Raw genomic sequence first — 17,853 nt, forward strand, 5'->3', positions numbered from 1 at the left:
TCTTATTATTTTTTATTGACTTTACAATAGCAGGTGCGACATAAAGGCTCATACTCAACCCTTTCGCCCAACATTACTAATTTTTCCTCGTCAGACAAACGGTGAGAAAATTGTGCCAAATCGCCACACTTCATACAAATGGCATGTACCTTAGTCACGTATTCGGCACAAGCCATTAACTGAGGCATAGGTCCAAAAGGTTTACCTTTAAAATCCATGTCCAGCCCGGCCACGATAACCCGAATGCCTTGATCGGCCAGTTGCGAACAAACATGTGTTAATCCTTGGTCGAAGAATTGTGCCTCATCAATCCCAACCACATCAACATTTCCGGTTAACAACAAAATATTTCCAGATGTTTCCACAGGTGTCGACAGAATTGAGTTTTCATCATGTGAAACAACTTCTTCATCACTATAACGCACATCTAAATGGGGCTTAAATATTTCGACCTGTTGCCTGGCTATTTTCGCCCTTCGCAACCGCCGAAGCAATTCCTCTGTTTTACCCGAAAACATAGAGCCTGCAATCACTTCTATCCAACCGTGCTTTCCTTCTTTGTTTATTTTGTTCTCTAAAAACATTTTATCATAAAAAAATAAAAAAGCATCAAGATGGCAAGCTATTCTGTTTTTGGTATTTTTCTTGCTACTTTTATATTGGTATTTAATACTGGATATTATCACTAACTTTGCAAAATAAGAAAAAAGAGCTTGAATTGATATTATTATGGACAAAGAAACACTACTCAATATTATTATTAAAGATATTTCCGAAATAGAAACCCTTGTCAAATCATTTCATGGTCAACAAGATATCCCTGGTGCATTTCTGGATTTAACGGAAAGTAAGCTCGCAAATATTACCGAAGAATTTAAATTACTTAAACATATAAATGGGGCAGAAGCAACTACTGCACCAGTTAAAACTTTGACTGTTGCGGCAACACCTGTAGAAGAAACACCCCAAGTTGTTGAACCTGAACAAAAGGAAGAGCCTGCAAAGGAAATTATAAATCCAGAGCCGATTACTAAAAAGACTGTTGCTGAAGAGAAGCAGGCCATTGAAATACCCCAGGACGTTTCAAAGGAGGATAAACCAGAGATAATCGAACAGGCTGATTCAAAATTTGAAAATATAGAAGCCAAACCGGGTGATAATCCAAAAACCATTGGCGAATCATTGGTTTCCGAAAAAAAATCGGTAAACGAGTTAATTGCCAATACTCAGGTCTCTACTATTCAAAAGCCCCTCAAGGGCAAACCCATCCAGGATCTAACCAAAGGTTTAGGAATTAACGACCGTTTTATGTTTCAAAGGGAATTGTTTGGTGGTAAAATTGAAGTATTAAACCAAACGCTACAACAACTTAACGATATGCCAGATTTTATAACGGCCCAATCATTTATTCAATCGAATTTTAACTGGGACGAAGAACAAGAAGTCACTAAGGCGTTTTTTAGTTACATTGAACGAAAGTTTTAATCAGTCAACAGTCGACAGTCAACAGTCAGCCGTACATGCTGATAATTTGTTTTCTGAATACTGTTAACTGCTCACTGAAAATAATAATGGGCAAATTATATATAGTACCAACCCCGATCGGGAATCTCGAAGATATTACGCTGCGAGCGCTGACTGTTTTAAAGGAAGCAGATTTTATTTTGGCCGAAGACACACGTAAGACAGGTTTTTTGCTGAAACACTTTCAAATTGGGTCGAAAATGTTTTCCCATCACAAATTCAACGAGCACAAAACATCAGATATGATTGTGCAAAGAATTTTAGGTGGAGAAAACGGGGCATTGGTTTCGGATGCGGGCACGCCTGCCATCTCCGACCCTGGTTTTTTATTGGTAAAACATGCTGTTGATCAGGGGGTGAATGTAGAGTGTTTACCCGGAGCTACAGCTTTTGTTCCGGCGTTGGTTAATTCTGGCCTGCCCAACGACAGATTCTGTTTTGAAGGATTCTTACCACAAAAGAAAGGCCGGCAAAAGAGGCTGCGATCACTTACGGAAGAAACAAGAACCATGATATTCTACGAGTCTCCCTTTAGGCTGGTTAAAACCCTGGAACAATTTATTGATGTGTTTGGCGAAGGAAGGAAAGTTTCCGTTAGCAGAGAGCTGACAAAGCTACATGAAGAAAACAAACGAGGCACCTTAAGCGAAGTAACCCAACACTTTGCCGCCAAAACCGTAAAAGGCGAAATTGTAATTGTTCTGGAAGGCAAAGAGGACAAGCCTGCCGGAAAAAAGGAAAATAAATACGCCAAAGTCAACGTTAATGAAAAATAAATCTTAATTTAATTTAGATTTTAAATCAATCATAAACAACACATCATGAGAAAAACACTTATTGTACCATTATTGGCCATAGCAATTATTGCTTGCAACACTTCCAAGCAAAAAGCGTTGGAGCAGCAAAACGATTCGCTGGTTTCCGTTGCCATTGAACAGCAACAGATCACGAACGACCTGGTAAACACTTTAGTGACCATCGATCAGAACCTTCAAGAAATCAAGGAAAAAGAGAAACTCATTGATGTAAACATGGGAACACCCGAGGGAAATTCAAGGGACATCCAAAGGAGGATCAATCAGGACATTCAGGATATTTACAAACTGATGTTAGCCAACAAGGAAAAAATCGCCGAACTTGAACAAAACCTACAATCCTCAGGTTTGGAAAACAAGAACATGAGTAATCTGATAGGCCGCCTTAACCGACAGCTTAAAGACAAGAGTATTGAAATAATAGCGTTGAAAGAACAATTGAACACCAAGGATATTGAAATTGCTTCGCTTAATTTCACTGTGGAAGGAATGACCGAGGTGATCGATTCAATCAGAACGGTTAAACAAAACACACAAGAAGTTCTCGACTCTACAACAATTGAATTATATGCGGCTTACTATGCCTTTGGCACTAAAAAAGAATTAAAGGAACACAATGTTATTTCAAGTGAAGGTCTTCCGTTATTTGGAAAACAAAAGGTGTTAAGTGAAGATTTCAACGAGGACTATTTCACAAAAGTGGATATCCGGGAAGTAGAAAACATTCCACTGTTCCGCCCCAAAGTTAAAATGTTAACCAGCCACCCGGAAGGATCATATGAACTGGTTAATGGTGAAGAAGATACCAAGACAGTTAAAATATTAGATAAGGAAGCATTCTGGAGCATCTCAAAATTTATGGTGGTCCAAGTAAATTAGATAAGGACTACACAAAGAGATTTTTAGATTACCTGTCCCCCAGGATTGCGGGAAGAGATCAGATACATAAACTCCGCGATTCGCGGAGTTTATGTATTTATGGATTTATCCCAAAACTGTCATTCTAGTTCATTATAATAACCATTCGATGAAGAATATCCTGACATTGCCATAAAACTAAAAATCTGCGTCAATCTGTATAATCTGTGGACAATCAAAAAAAGTTATTTATAATAACTTTATCTTTGCTTCCAAATTTATGCATTATGCAAAAATACAAACACCTTTTTTTCGACCTGGATCATACCTTGTGGGATTTTGAGACGAACTCTGTTCAAACGCTGGAGGAGCTGTATGAAAAATACAAATTAAGCGATTCTTTTAGGAGTTTTGGAGCGTTCTATGAACGTTACGAACAACATAACGAACAACTTTGGACGCAATACAGGAAAGGAAAAATTACAAAAAACCATTTGAATTTTGACAGGTTTTACACGCCATTTTCAGAAGTAGGAATAACCAACGAATCTATCGCACAGCGTTTTGCCCAAGATTACATTACCGTTAGCCCCACCAAAACAGCCTTAATGCCAAATACAAAAGAAGTTTTGGAGCAACTTAAACAAAGATACACCTTGCACGTTATTACCAATGGCTTTAAGGAAGTGCAATTTGTAAAACTAAAGAACAGTAATTTACAGCATTATTTTTCTAAGATATTTATATCTGAAACTATTGGAGCTTCAAAACCTAAAACCGCATTTTTTGAGTATGCCGTAAAAAGTGCCAATGCCAGAAAGAAAGAATGCTTGATTATTGGCGATAATCTGGACACAGATATCGACGGTGCTATTAATTTTGGATTGGATTATGTATTTTTCAACCCTAACAAAAACAAACACGACCGACAACTGATGAACGAGATTTCTGACTTAAAACAAATCATACAAATAGTCAATGGATGATTAGTCATTAGTAATTTAAACGTAATGACTATTAACTAATGTTCCGTGACTTATTAACTAATAATTATGCTAAAAATTCACCCGCTAACTTACAATCCCTGGCAAGAAAACACATACATAATCGCTGCCGAAAATGGAGATTGCATTATTGTTGACCCCGGCTGCTTAACAGATGAAGAACAGCAACATCTGGTTTCGTATTTAGAGGATAACCATCTTAAACCGGTAAGATTATTGAATACGCATTTGCACCTGGACCATGTGTTTGGAAACCGTTTTGTTTGCGAACACTTCAAGCTGGGGGCCGAGGCACATCAGGGAGATGAGTTCTGGATTGAACAGACAGTGCCTTATGCGACTCAAATGGGATTTGCAATAAAAGAAAACCCGCCAGCACTAAAAGGATACCTACAACATGCGCAGGTGATTGAATTCGGTGGCTCAACCATTAAAATGTTACATATTCCCGGGCACTCTCCCGGTGGAGTGGCCCTTTATATGGAAAATGAAAACACAGTTATTGCAGGCGATGTTTTGTTTAGAGAAAGTATTGGCAGAGCTGACTTGCCTGGTGGCGATTTTGATACCCTTATTTCGGGAATTAAAACACACCTTTTAACTTTACCGGACGAAACCGTAGTATACCCGGGCCATGGTCCTTCGACCACCATTGGACACGAAAAAAAGCACAATCAGTTTTTGTAAAAGAAATAAAAAGGGAGATGCCTTGGTTCATTCAAGTGCATTTCTCTTCAAGCTTTAATTGCACCCTATCCCTTCTCCTTCCATGTTTATCTTCTCTCCAACTCATCCATTTTTAAACTGAATAACCATCATTAATATTTAATTACAAAAATCTTTTAAAAAATAAAAGATATGTTTTAGTAAATTATTTTATTTTTACATGAAAACCTATTGAGATTTATACACCACACACATCCCCATAATAACAAATGAACAATGAATTAACCCAATATGAGATACAACCTTTACCTTTCGTATGTTCTGTTATTCACAATAAGTATATTTGGCATTGATGCCCAAACTGTTAAAACCGACAGCCTTAAAAACCTTCTACAGATCCGCTCAAAAAAAGATAGCACCAGGGTTAATTTATTAAATGAAACTGCCAATGCATTTCAAAACATTAACCCCGAGACATCAAAAAAATATATAACAGAGGCATATAATATTTCGATTGCCTTAAATTATTCCAAAGGTAAAGCAGAAGCCTTTTACCAAATGGCAAATTATTACAACACAATATCCGATTTTGAAAAGGTGCTGGAATATGCCCAAAAAAGCCAGACTATTTTTGAAGATATTTCTGATAAAAAAGGAATGGCGAAGAACATGCTGGCTATTGGAGACATCTATTATTTCCAAGGTGATGTTGTAAAAGCGTTGGACTTTAAGAAAAAAGCGTTGGATATCAACATTGAATTAAAGGATAGTTTAGCAATTTGCCATAGTTACGCCAACATAGGCACAGACTATTGTGACATTGGCAACTTTGCTTTAGCATTAGACTATGAAAAGAAAGCACTTGATATTGCGTACAACTTAACCAACAAAAAATCCATTTCCTATGCGCTCAACAATTTAGGGGTTGTTTATAATGTGCAAGGAAATTTTCCAAAGGCATTGGAGTGCTATCAAAAAAGTTTTTGGATAGATGAGAAGCAGAAAAATTACAAAGATGCGGCAGTATCTGCTTCCAATATTGCTTTTATTTTAAATATACAAGGCGAATTCTCCAAAGCCATAGAATATTGCCAAAAAGGATTAGACTACTCTGAACAAATTGGCTTTAAGACAGGTCTGACATATAATTATGAGTATTTGGGACTAATTTACAAAAACAAAGGTGATTATGAAAAGGCATGGGAAAACCATCAAAAAGCACTGACTTTACAAAAGGAAATTGGGAATAAAACCGGTTTGGCCAACGCATATAAAGATCTCGCTGAAATATACTATCTGCAAAAAATGTATTCAGAGGCCATTTCGTATTATAATCAATCATTAAACATTGGCAAAGCTATTGCTAATATGCAAATTGAAATGAAATGTTATGTAGGTCTTTCTGTCCTTTATGCAAATCAAAAGAAATACCTTTTAGCCCAAAAATACGGTAATAAAGCCTTTTCTATGGCCAATGATATTGGCAATATTGATTTAATAAAACAAAGTGCCGAAATATTAGCTCAAAGTAAAGCTGCTTTAGGTGAATATAAAGAGGCCTACAAGTTTTTTGTTTTATTTAAAAATATGAGCGACAGCTTGTATAACGAAGAAAATATAAAATCCATGGCAAATCTGGAATATCAGTACAAATACCAAAAAGAAAGAGAAGCCATGGAGTTTGAACAACAGAAAAAAGATGCCATACACACTGAACAAGAAAAACAACAGAAAATCATCAGAGATTCTTTAATTGGCGGTATTATTCTAGCAATTGTTTTAGCTTTGGCAGTCCTTCATAACCTATTGCAAAAACGAAAAGCGAATCTTATTCTGGCTAAACAAAAAAAACGAATAGAAGAAGTAAACAAAAAGCTTACTATCCAAAAAGAAGAAATACAAGCTGTAGCCCAGGAACTAGAAAAAGCAAACAAAACAAAGGACAAATTTTTCTCAATAATTGCGCATGACTTAAAAAGTCCGTTTGGAGGCATATTAGGTTTTACCGAACTCTTACTGGAAAATCATGCTATGTATAAAGATGAAGAAAGGGAAACATATATTCAGTACATTAACGACTGCTCATTAAAAACCTACAAACTACTTGAAAACCTACTAACCTGGGCACAATCTCAAACAGGAATCATTAAATTCTCACCTGAAAAAATAAATATTAAAACATTAATTAATGAAATAATTACCTTATTAAAAGAAACTGCGGAAAACAAGGAAATAAAGTTGGGGTTGAAATCCGAAAAAGAAATATTGGTAATTGCCGATAAAAACATGATATATACGATAATTCTGAATTTAGTGTCCAATGCCATTAAATTTACACCTAAAGGCGGTGACATTATAATAAAATCTCACGTCATAACAAATAAAAACAAACAACAGCTTGCGCAAATATCTGTCGAAGATACAGGAATTGGAATCTCACCAAAAATCCAACCCCAGCTATTTGACATCAACGAAAACACATCAACTAAAGGCACCGAAAATGAAACCGGCACTGGCTTAGGCCTAATCTTATGTAAAGAATTCATTGAGAAACATAACGGAAATATTTGGGCTGAAAGCAAAACTGATATAGGAAGCAAATTCCTATTTACTATACCTTTATCAAAAAAATATTACAACGTTCAAAAATAACTTTGTACTTATATCAGAACTGCCTGCTACAATTGCACATTGTGTCTTAACCCACATATTATGCCATAAAAAACACTGCTTGTGCCGTTTTCAAATGAGATTAGAAAAAGTTGACCTGTAAGTGCCAAAATACAATTATACTAAATCAGCTGGAGAATTGGAAAAGGCCAACAGGGGGCGCTGACAAAAATCATCATTAAAAGCCATAAACATCATTTTTATAATTTTCTTTAAATCTTACCTTTAACACCATCATTTTAACAGGAAAGCCTGGCGGCATTACTTTGCTTCCATAGGCAATAAACTATAAAACGGATATGGCTACTGATAAATTTGTTGCAAGGCATATTGGACCTCGTGACCATGAGATTGACGAAATGCTAAAAACCATTGGTGCAGATTCAATGGAAGCATTAATTGACGAGACTGTTCCTTCAAACATTAGATTAAAGGAACCCTTGCGATTGGCGCAGGGAATAACGGAACGTCAGTATTTTAGAAAAATATTGGACATTGCCGGTAAAAATAAGGTTTACAACACCTATATTGGGATGGGTTATTACGATACCATAACACCTGCCGTTATCCATCGTAATGTTTTGGAAAACCCCGTGTGGTATACATCATACACACCTTATCAGGCTGAAATTTCCCAGGGTCGCCTGGAGGCTTTATTAAACTTTCAAACGGTAGTTATTGATCTTACCGGAATGGAGATCGCGAACGCATCCCTATTGGATGAAGCCACAGCAGCGGCAGAAGCCATGGTGATGATGTTTAACTCTCGCCCAAGAGCTATGGCCAAGGCCGGTGCAAATATTATTTTTGTGGACGAAAAAGTATGGCCCCAAACCCGCGCCGTTTTGGAAACAAGAGCTAACCCATTGGGTATTGAATTACAATTTGGCGACTGGAGAAGCTATGAACCAACAGATAAACACTTTGGCGTAATTGTTCAGTACCCTAACTCTGATGGTAACATTGAAGATTATAAGGCACTTGTTGAAAAAGCCCATGAAAGCGAATGTAAAATAGCCGTGGGGGCCGATTTATTGAGCCTTGCTTTGTTAACTCCTCCGGGGGAATGGGGAGCCGATATCGTATTTGGATCTACCCAGCGTTTTGGGGTACCTATGGGTTATGGTGGTCCTCATGCCGCTTTTTTTGCTGCAAGGGAATCGGCCAAGCGCTTCTTGCCAGGCAGAATTATCGGAATTACCAAAGATAAAAACGGCAACCGTGCCTTAAGGATGGCTCTACAGACACGCGAACAGCATATTAAGCGCGAAAGGGCTACTTCTAATATCTGTACTGCACAGGCACTACTTGCTACTATGGCCGGTTTCTATGCCGTGTACCATGGTGCAGAGGGTATTAAAAGAATTGCCGGACAAATTCATAATATAGCATCCTTATTAACAGAAGAAATTGAAAAATTAGGCTACAAACAGCTTAACCAAAACTATTTTGATACCATCAGGTTCTCGATGGCTCAACATGCTTCGGTTGATTTAATTGAGAAGTATTCTCTGGAATTGGAAATGAACTTCCGTTATTTCGAGAACGGCGATGTTGGTTTAAGCATTGACGAAACAACCAATCTGGAAGATGTCAACTGGATATTGGAGGTGTTTGCCCGTGCTGCCTGTATCGAGGAACCTGAAATTAGAGAAATACCAGATGCCTGTACCATCAATAATGAATATTTAAGAAGCAGTGATTATCTGCAACAAGAAATATTTAAGCACTATCGCTCCGAAACAGAAATGGTCAGATATATCAAAAAGCTGGAACGCAAGGATATTTCTTTGACACACTCGATGATCTCGTTAGGTTCGTGTACCATGAAACTGAATGCCGCTACCGAAATGCTTCCGCTGAGCTGGATTGAGTTTGGGGGCATCCACCCCTTTGTTCCCGGAGACCAGGCAGCAGGTTATCACCTTCTTTTTGCCGAATTAAAAAGAGATTTGGCCGAGATAACGGGATTTGCTGACGTTAGCCTTCAGCCAAACTCCGGAGCAGCAGGCGAATATGCAGGCTTAATGGTCATTAGGGCTTATCACCAAAGCAAAGGCCAAGATCAAAGAAACGTGGTCATCATCCCATCGTCGGCTCACGGAACCAACCCGGCGAGTGCCGTAATGGCCGGAATGAAAGTAGTAGTGGTTAAATGTGATGAAAGAGGAAACATTGATGTAGCCGACTTAAAAGAAAAAGCAGAAAAACACAAGGATACATTATCATCCTTAATGATCACCTACCCTTCCACTCACGGCGTATTTGAGGCTTCTGTAGTTGAAATTTGTGAGATTATCCACAAGAATGGTGGACAAGTTTATATGGACGGTGCCAACATGAACGCCCAGGTTGGGCTGACCAATCCGGGCTTGATAGGAGCCGACGTTTGCCACTTGAACCTTCATAAAACCTTTGCCATCCCACACGGTGGCGGTGGACCTGGGGTTGGCCCCATTGGCGTAGCCAAACATTTGGTGGAGTTTTTACCCACACACCCTGTTGTTCAGACCGGACGCAAAGGTATTTCAGCTGTAGCTGCTGCCCCATGGGGAAGTGCCAGCGTATTACCCATTACCTATGGTTATATAAAAATGCTGGGAAGTGATGGCTTAACCAAGTCAACAGAGATGGCTATTCTTAATGCAAATTATTTGGCACATCATTTAAAAGATGGCTACGGTATACTTTACACCGGAGAAAAAGGAAGGGTAGCACACGAAATGATACTTGAATGCCGCCACTTTAAAAACAGTGCTGGGATCACAGAACTTGATATTGCCAAACGACTGATGGACTATGGCTTCCATGCGCCAACATTATCATTCCCTGTACATGGAACTTTAATGATAGAACCTACGGAAAGTGAATCTTTACAAGAATTGGATAGATTTATTGAAGCACTGCAAGGAATTTACAATGAAATTAAAGAAGTAGAGTCCGGTGCTGTGGACAGGGAAGATAACGTTCTTAAAAATGCTCCTCACCCCGATTACAAGGTGGTATCCGACGAATGGACACACCCATATGGACGTGAAAAAGCGGCATTCCCACTGGAATGGATTCGTGAGAATAAATTTTGGCTGACCGTAGCCAGGGTTGACGATGCCTTTGGCGACAGAAACCTGATTTGTGCTTGTGGTACTCCCGAGGAATACGAGTTAATTGGAAAGTAATATCATCTTGACCCTTCGCCTTGGGTAAGAATTTTACACAGGGCGAAAATTAATGCTCGATAATTCTTTAATTATATGGAGCAATTCTACCGATAACCTACCCGATTTTTTCGAGGTAGTAGGTTTAACGATACATCATTAACATGTCGGTATAAATTATAACAATAATGGTAAACAAGGGCTGCTTTTATGATTTGAAGGCAGCCTTTTATTTCCTCGAAAACAAACTGTTTTTAATATATACATTGAAAATAGCGATGTCCGAATAATCGGAGAAGTTAGTATTGCTGTGGGTGTGCTGATAAAATAAAGTTCCTTCTAGAGAAGTTTTTGAGTTTAGCTTATAACCGATTCCAATCCCATGTCTCCCCCTGTTGAATAAAATATGGTCATGCTCCATTTTGCCTACCGGGTTAAAAAAGAACTCAACCGAGGCCATCCAATATGGCGTTTTAGCTTCAATGTTTTTATTAGTGTTAAAAGCACGCTTGGTTTTAATCTCATATCTGAACCGTGAGGCATTTTTGTTTTCCCGGTCACGATTGTAAGTATAGAACTGCTCTTCCATCCTAAACCGGTGCGAGAATGACATATGTGCCATCCGCGGATACATAAACTTTATAGATTGATGAGGACGAAATTCACTTTGCACAACCTTATCGGGAGTTGCGGTGCGATTATACATAAAACCAACGTCCACAGATACATTCCCGCTTAATTTGTAGGCGGTAAGATTTCTAATGCCCCAACGTGTCCAATCTGCTCCGTTATATCCCTTATAAAATCCACCATCAAAAGTGGTTGTCCAGGACGGATCAATTTTAAATTGTTCCAGAACCAACACTCTAAGCTCTTGTTTCTGAGCATTTAAAACATTAGCAAGTAATAAAATACAAATAAAAACTATCGTTCTTTTAAAAATCATTTTCCCACACTAATATTCGGAGCGCAAAAATCCTTGTTAGCAACACAAAGAACAATGCTGTGTTAATTTAATGTTATCGACGACAAAAGTGTAAAAAATGACCTAAAATTCAAACTATTGAGACATAGAACTTTCGATAATCTCTGTGAAAACTTCCTTTATATTTAAGCCCGCAGCTTTAATTTGCTGAGGAATAAAACTGGTAGCCGTCATACCCGGTGTGGTATTTACCTCCAGCAAAAAGATGTTGTTCTCCTTTAGAATATAGTCGATTCGTACGATACCTTTACAGCCGAGTATATCATAAATCAGCGAAGTAATTTTTTGCATCCTTTCAGCCGTTTCCTGTGGCAAACGTGCCGGCGTAATTTCCTCCGCTTTATCGGCGTTGTATTTGGCTTCAAAATCAAAAAAATCATTGGCAGGAATAACTTCTGTAATTGGGAAAACGGTTTCTTTTCCCACGATTTTATATAATCCGCAGGTAAATTCCTTTCCGTCGACAAATTTTTCGATGATCACCTCGTTGCTCTCGCTAAAGGCTTTTTCGATGGCAGGTTTTACTTCCGATATTTTTTGAGCCTTGGTAATTCCAAAGCTGGAACCTCCCGCGTTGGGCTTAATAAAACACGGTACACCAAGAGTATCGATAATATGATCTATGTTATATTCTGTGCCTTTTCTGATCAGCAGCGAATCGGCCACCAATACACCAAAACCTTTTAGGTACGTATTACAGGCAAACTTATTAAACGATAGCGATGCCGGCAACACTCCACAAGTAGAGTAAGGCATACCTATCATATCAAAATACCCCTGCAACTTGCCATCTTCGCCGGGAGTTCCATGAATAGTCACATACGCACAATCAAAAAACTTTTTTTCCCCATGTATCGAATAAGAAAAATCATCTTTATCAATTGGAAATTCCTGCCCGTTTACCTCGGCCACCCATTTATCCGAAGTAATTAAAACAGGTATCGAATCATATTTAGCGTCGTCGATAAAAGACAATACTCCCCGGGCGCTTTTTCGCGACACAATTATTTCCGATGAATCGCCGCCATAAACAACAGCTATGTTTTTTTTATTCATGGTTGTTTGATTATACTTATAACTAACAATATGTTTGTTCCGACACACAATTGTACATTTTTTTTGAGTTTAGTGCTGCGTCGGATTTATTTTTGCCTTGTAACTATGCAGTCTTTCCAATACTAGTTAGGGACAGGTTATGATATCTTCCCGCAATTTTTCGGGACAACCTGTTCCGCAAGATCGGAAGGTTATCTCAATATCTAATGTTTTACCTGGTGAACACTACGGACTTCTTAGTGTCCCCTACTTGAAATATAACCCCTCCATTTTTCAATAGCCATGGTCATATCCTCAGGAAGTTCAGTATCAAAACTCATTTTTTCCCCTGTGCGGGGATGGATAAAACCGAGCGACTTGGCATGAAGTGCTTGTCGCGGCAGTATCTTAAAACAGTTTTGCACAAATTGCTTGTATTTAGTAAACGTTGTTCCTTTTAATATTTCGTTACCTCCGTATCGTTCATCGTTAAAAAGGGTATGTCCAATGTATTTCATATGGGCACGGATCTGATGGGTACGTCCTGTTTCCAACACGCATTGCACCAAAGTAACATATCCGAATCGTTCCAACACTTTATAATGCGTAACAGCATGCTTCCCAAACTCTCCTTCCGGAAAAACAGACATCTGCATTCTGTTTTTAAGACTACGCCCGATATGTCCGGTTATCGTTCCTTCCTCCTCGTCTATATTTCCCCATACAATGGCAGTATAGGAACGTTCCGTTGTTTTGTCGAAAAACTGACGTGCCAAATGGTTTTTGGCCTGCTCCGTTTTGGCGACAACCAATAAGCCTGAGGTATCCTTATCTATTCTGTGCACCAAACCGGGTCGTGGGTCATCGGCATTAAAAAGCGGAAGATCTTTTAAATGATAAGCCAGGGCATTTACCAATGTACCTGAATAGTTCCCATGTCCGGGATGCACCACCATCCCCGGCTCCTTGTTTATGACCATCAAACAATCATCCTCATAATGAATATTCAATGGGATATCTTCTGGAATAATCTCGATCTCTCTGCGAGGATATTCCATTACAATGGTAATGGTTTCGTTGGGCTTTATTTTATAATTTGATTTTACCGAAGTTCCATTTACCAATATATTCCCTGCGGAAGCTGCTTCCTGAATTTTGTTCCTGGAAGCGTTCTCCATTCTATTGACCAAAAATTTATCAATACGGATTTGTTTTTGACCTGCGTCCGTAACAAAACGGAAATGCTCAAACATTTCATTTTGCTCTTCCTCCAGTCCTTCCATTTCTTTTCTATTATCCTTCTGCTCCGTCATTACTTAGTTTATTTGAACGGCCAATGAATCCACCATTAAAGTATCGGGCATTATCTTAAACGAATCGATGGTCAACCATACGTCCAGCGAAGAACCCAGTCTTAATTTCTTCCCGGATTCAATCTCGGGCAACTGCTTCCATATAAAGGCCCTCGCACTGTCTTCAAGCGTAGGTATGCTATCATCGTAAATAACGGCGTTTATGTTTAATGCGTTTGATTGGCACAAAATCCTTGCTTCTTCCAGGGTCATCCCAAACAAGTCCGGCACTTCCGTTTTTTCGTCACTTAATCCTTGCCCCACCAACAAGTCGACACTTGAACCTTTGGCAATCAACACACCCTGTTCAATGGGTTTACCTTGATAATGCTGACCCAACACCAATTGGGTATATTCCGAAGGAATGTAAATCAACTTCCCAACCCTCAGCCCATAAGACTCCAAAGTTACCTGGGCATTACGTAACGAAAAATCGACTAACTGCGGCATGGGTACCTGTTCTGCCGAATAGGCATTGATGGTAAAAAAAATGGTTCGGTTTTCCTTCACCTTACTGCCTGGCTTGGGTGTTTGTTCAACCACAACACCCGGTGTCATTTCAGAAATATGAACCGAATCAATGATTTTATACCTAAGTTTCTTCTGTTGCACCAAATCGATAAACTGCTTCTCTGTTAAACCTGAGAAATCCGGTGTGGCGTAATTTTCACCGTGATGGGTATAAATATTCAGCGTAATAAAGGTGCTGATCAATATTAAAGCCACCAGACCAACGGCTGATGCTATATGCAGAAAAAACTTTTTGCTGACCAGAAATTTAAGAACCGACATAAGTTTGTGTTTTATTCAAGACGAGCTCAAAAATAATACAAAAAGGCAAAAAAAAAGGATTCACGAGGAATCCTTTTTAATATCTGATGAAGCATTAATTATGCTTTATGTCTTTTCTCGCTTGAAACACTCAGTTTCTTCCTACCTTTAGCTCTTCTCGAAGCTAAAACTTTACGTCCGTTAGCGCTGGCCATTCTAGCTCTAAATCCGTGCTTGTTTCTTCTTTTTCTGTTCGAAGGTTGAAATGTCCTTTTCATCGTATTACTTTTTTATATCTTTCGACAGTTCGTTAGTTTCTATTTTCGGACTGCAAAAATACATCTTTATTTTCTTCTTCCAAAAAAAATAAAAGATTTATTTAAAATGTAAGGTGAATTAATTTCTTGGTTTCAAAGAAATCTTCCGAATAATATTCTTTCAACGCTATAACGGACGTGCTTTTCTTAAACGGTTTTATTTCTTCCTCAAAGTCGCCTCCCTTAAGATACAAGATCCCGTTGGTAACGGCATTTTTGCTTTTATTGCTTATCAAGTGCCTTGTTAACGAAACAAAACGAGGGAATGCAGTTACAGCCCTACTTACCACAAAATCGTATTTTCCTTTAATATTTTCGGATCGGGCCTGTTGTGCCATTACATTGTTCAACCCAAGTTCCTGGGCGATAGTTTCAACCACCTTAATTTTTTTGCCAATAGAATCTACCAAATGAAACTCGCAATCAGGAAAGTAAATAGCCAACGGGATGCCGGGAAAACCGCCACCTGTGCCTACATCGATTATCTTTGTCCCCGGTTTGAATTTTATGTATTTCGCTATTGCCAGCGAATGTAAAACATGACGAATATTCAACTCATCAATATCCTTGCGTGAAATCACATTGATCTTGTCATTCCACTCGGGATATAGCTCCTCAAGTTTTTGGAACAGTTTTACCTGCTCTTCCGATAATCCGGCAAAGTATTTTTGAATCAAATCCATTAATATCCCTTCCTCTTTTCTCCCAATAACAATGCATTATAAATTTTGCTTTAGCTTTATGCAAATTACATACTTATATGTAGAAAACGTGTAATTTGTATAATGCTAATCTAATTTAACGTCGGTATTTTTAAGGGTGTTGAAAAGGAGTTCGCGAGCCCTGAACAACTGCGCTTTTACTGTTCCCAAAGGTAAATCAAGCTCTTGCGCAATCTCCTCGTACGAAAATTCGTTGAAATAACGCAGCTCAATTAAAGTACGGTATCTTGGCTTCAGTTTTTTAACAACCGTTCGCATCAATACAGCCTTCTGTTGTTTTATCAAACCTTCTTCCGGATCCGGAGTTTCATCCTTCAAATGTATAGGTGAATCGTTCTCTTTCTCCTCACTGATGTGCGTTCCATCTATAGAAACAATATTATTGCGTTTCTTACGCAAATAATCGATACAATTGTTGGAAGCGATTTTAAAAAGCCAAGTACTAAATGCGTAGTTGGGAGAATATTGATGAATGTTTTTAAAAGCTTTTCCAAAAGCCTCAATGGTTAGATCCTCTGCATCACTTTTATTATTTACCATCTTCAACAACATAAAGTAGATGGCATCGCGATATCTACCCATAAGTTCGGCAAACGCTTTTTGATCGCCCTTCACAGCTAATTGAACGAGTGCATAATCGTGTCTAGCCTTTTCTGATAAGTTTGGATTTAAGTCCATTTATATTTTTTTGCTTGTCTTTTTCCACTAAAAAGCAATGTTCCCGTTACTAAGGGCAGAATAAAATCTAACAATAACCCGCCCCAAGGTAATTCGGTTGTTTCTAATTGCCTGGCTATTTTACTTTGAATAAAAAATTGAACTGCCAATTTAATAATTATTACTGCAATTAAAACTACGGCAAAATTAGAAAAAAAAACAGATATTAAAGATATGCCCCAAAATATTTGTCTCGATAAAGCCTCCAAACCAATCAGCATCTTAGTTTTAAACTTATAGAAATGAGAGGTTGTCAAATGTCTGCTTTTTTGTCGTTTCCACTCCTTTAAGCTAGCTACCGGAACCGATTTGGTTTGACTTTGCGGTAATGCAACAACAGCTACATTATCTTTTGTTGCTGCATCTCGTATAAATAAATCATCATCTCCCGACAATACGTGCTGGTGGCTTTTAAATCCTTCATGTTTTTGAAAGAGCGACTTTTTATAAGCCATGTTTCTCCCCACCCCCATATACGGAACTCCCTTTAAGGCGAACGATAAATATTGTATCGCAATCTGAAAAGTATCGTACCTATGCCAAAGGTTCACAAATCCTTTTTGTTTTTTATATGGGCCATATCCCAGCACAATATCTTTACCGGATGCAAATCCTTCGGCCATGTTTTTTATCCAATATTTTCCTGCCGGTTCACAATCTGCATCTGTAAATAAAAGATGCTCATACTTTGCCGCTTTCACTCCCAAAGTAACCGCCAGCTTTTTACCATGATAAAATTTTTTATCATAAGGTATACTCGTAAAATATAAATTATTGTACTTTTCGTTTAATTGAGCCAATACCAACTCCGAATTATCCTCAGAAGCATCATTAACAACAATCACCTGAAACGGTGCTGGATAATCCTGTTCTAATACAGAAGGAAGATGTTGCTTCAGATTTTTAGACTCATTCCTAGCACAAATTATTACTGAAATAGGTGGATACGAAAAATCATTTTCTTCCGTATAGTTCTTCAAATATTTATCCAATACGTTGTAGAAAAACAAATGGTAAAATATTTGTATAAAAAAAGCACTTAGCAATACAATAAATACATAAAGCCAAGGGCCATGGGTTGGTATTAAATTTGATAATTCCACTTTTCAAATATGTTTAATTAATAAGACTCTGGCAAGTATAACTCATTTAACTTTGCTTCTATAGCATTACGCATTAAAAAAATAAAAGTTCCCCTTTTTTATAGATTGCGGCCATGTAGACAATAATCATTGGGTTCATTTTCTACAATCTCATATCCA

16 protein-coding genes are annotated in these 17,853 nt (G+C 38.2%); 7 read left to right on the forward strand and 9 right to left on the reverse strand.

Annotated features, from left to right (window positions below):
• Positions 1-5 precede the first annotated feature (5 nt).
• Positions 6-584, reverse strand: a complete 579-nt coding sequence (locus ACT29I_RS04340; protein ID WP_430931561.1) for a thymidine kinase — start codon at positions 582-584, stop codon at positions 6-8.
• A gap of 145 nt (positions 585-729) precedes the next feature.
• Between ACT29I_RS04340 and ACT29I_RS04345 the strand changes: the two genes are divergently transcribed.
• From ACT29I_RS04345 to gcvP, 7 genes are all read left to right on the forward strand, one after another.
• On the forward strand, positions 730-1,485 hold the full coding sequence (locus ACT29I_RS04345) for a hypothetical protein (RefSeq protein WP_430931563.1): 756 nt from the start codon (positions 730-732) through the stop codon (positions 1,483-1,485).
• Positions 1,486-1,571: 86 nt separating this feature from the next.
• Positions 1,572-2,300 carry a 16S rRNA (cytidine(1402)-2'-O)-methyltransferase gene (gene rsmI / locus ACT29I_RS04350; protein ID WP_444792741.1) on the forward strand — a complete coding sequence of 243 codons (729 nt, stop codon included), beginning with the start codon at positions 1,572-1,574 and terminating at the stop codon, positions 2,298-2,300.
• Positions 2,301-2,345: 45 nt separating this feature from the next.
• Complete coding sequence (locus ACT29I_RS04355; protein WP_430931565.1) at positions 2,346-3,218, forward strand: Cbp1 family collagen-binding glycoprotein adhesin; 873 nt, start codon at positions 2,346-2,348, stop codon at positions 3,216-3,218.
• A gap of 266 nt (positions 3,219-3,484) precedes the next feature.
• Positions 3,485-4,183, forward strand: coding sequence for a YjjG family noncanonical pyrimidine nucleotidase (locus tag ACT29I_RS04360; protein ID WP_430931566.1), 699 nt, complete (start codon positions 3,485-3,487; stop codon positions 4,181-4,183).
• 66 nt (positions 4,184-4,249) lie between these two features.
• On the forward strand, positions 4,250-4,888 hold the full coding sequence (locus ACT29I_RS04365; RefSeq protein ID WP_430931567.1) for an MBL fold metallo-hydrolase: 639 nt from the start codon (positions 4,250-4,252) through the stop codon (positions 4,886-4,888).
• Between the two features lie 270 nt (positions 4,889-5,158).
• On the forward strand, positions 5,159-7,519 hold the full coding sequence (locus ACT29I_RS04370) for a tetratricopeptide repeat-containing sensor histidine kinase (RefSeq protein WP_444792742.1): 2,361 nt from the start codon (positions 5,159-5,161) through the stop codon (positions 7,517-7,519).
• Between the two features lie 317 nt (positions 7,520-7,836).
• Positions 7,837-10,713 carry an aminomethyl-transferring glycine dehydrogenase gene (gene gcvP, locus ACT29I_RS04375; protein ID WP_430931569.1) on the forward strand — a complete coding sequence of 959 codons (2,877 nt, stop codon included), beginning with the start codon at positions 7,837-7,839 and terminating at the stop codon, positions 10,711-10,713.
• A gap of 208 nt (positions 10,714-10,921) precedes the next feature.
• Here the strand turns inward: gcvP and ACT29I_RS04380 are convergent, their stop codons facing one another.
• The 8 genes from ACT29I_RS04380 to ACT29I_RS04415 form a co-directional block, all read right to left on the reverse strand.
• Positions 10,922-11,638, reverse strand: coding sequence for a DUF2490 domain-containing protein (locus ACT29I_RS04380; RefSeq protein WP_444792743.1), 717 nt, complete (start codon positions 11,636-11,638; stop codon positions 10,922-10,924).
• 114 nt (positions 11,639-11,752) lie between these two features.
• Entirely contained in the window at positions 11,753-12,733 is a 981-nt protein-coding gene (locus ACT29I_RS04385; protein ID WP_430931571.1) for a D-alanine--D-alanine ligase, read from the reverse strand.
• A 236-nt stretch (positions 12,734-12,969) separates the two neighbouring features.
• Complete coding sequence (locus ACT29I_RS04390) at positions 12,970-14,025, reverse strand: RluA family pseudouridine synthase (RefSeq protein WP_430931572.1); 1,056 nt, start codon at positions 14,023-14,025, stop codon at positions 12,970-12,972.
• A 3-nt stretch (positions 14,026-14,028) separates the two neighbouring features.
• On the reverse strand, positions 14,029-14,856 hold the full coding sequence (locus ACT29I_RS04395; protein WP_444792744.1) for a PASTA domain-containing protein: 828 nt from the start codon (positions 14,854-14,856) through the stop codon (positions 14,029-14,031).
• Positions 14,857-14,954: 98 nt separating this feature from the next.
• Positions 14,955-15,113, reverse strand: coding sequence for a 50S ribosomal protein L34 (gene rpmH / locus ACT29I_RS04400; RefSeq protein WP_044262814.1), 159 nt, complete (start codon positions 15,111-15,113; stop codon positions 14,955-14,957).
• Positions 15,114-15,214: 101 nt separating this feature from the next.
• Positions 15,215-15,835 (reverse strand): 16S rRNA (guanine(527)-N(7))-methyltransferase RsmG, encoded by a 621-nt coding sequence (gene rsmG, locus ACT29I_RS04405; RefSeq protein ID WP_430931574.1) that lies wholly within the window; start codon positions 15,833-15,835, stop codon positions 15,215-15,217.
• Between the two features lie 105 nt (positions 15,836-15,940).
• A complete protein-coding gene (locus ACT29I_RS04410) occupies positions 15,941-16,552 on the reverse strand; it encodes an RNA polymerase sigma factor (protein WP_430931575.1) in 612 nt (203 codons plus the stop codon).
• Complete coding sequence (locus tag ACT29I_RS04415; protein WP_430931576.1) at positions 16,543-17,694, reverse strand: glycosyltransferase; 1,152 nt, start codon at positions 17,692-17,694, stop codon at positions 16,543-16,545. The genes ACT29I_RS04410 and ACT29I_RS04415 overlap by 10 nt, the downstream gene beginning before the upstream one ends.
• Positions 17,695-17,853 lie beyond the last annotated feature (159 nt).

Origin of the sequence: Saccharicrinis sp. GN24d3, assembly GCF_052400645.1 — a bacterium.
Lineage (GTDB): Bacteria > Bacteroidota > Bacteroidia > Bacteroidales > Marinilabiliaceae > Saccharicrinis.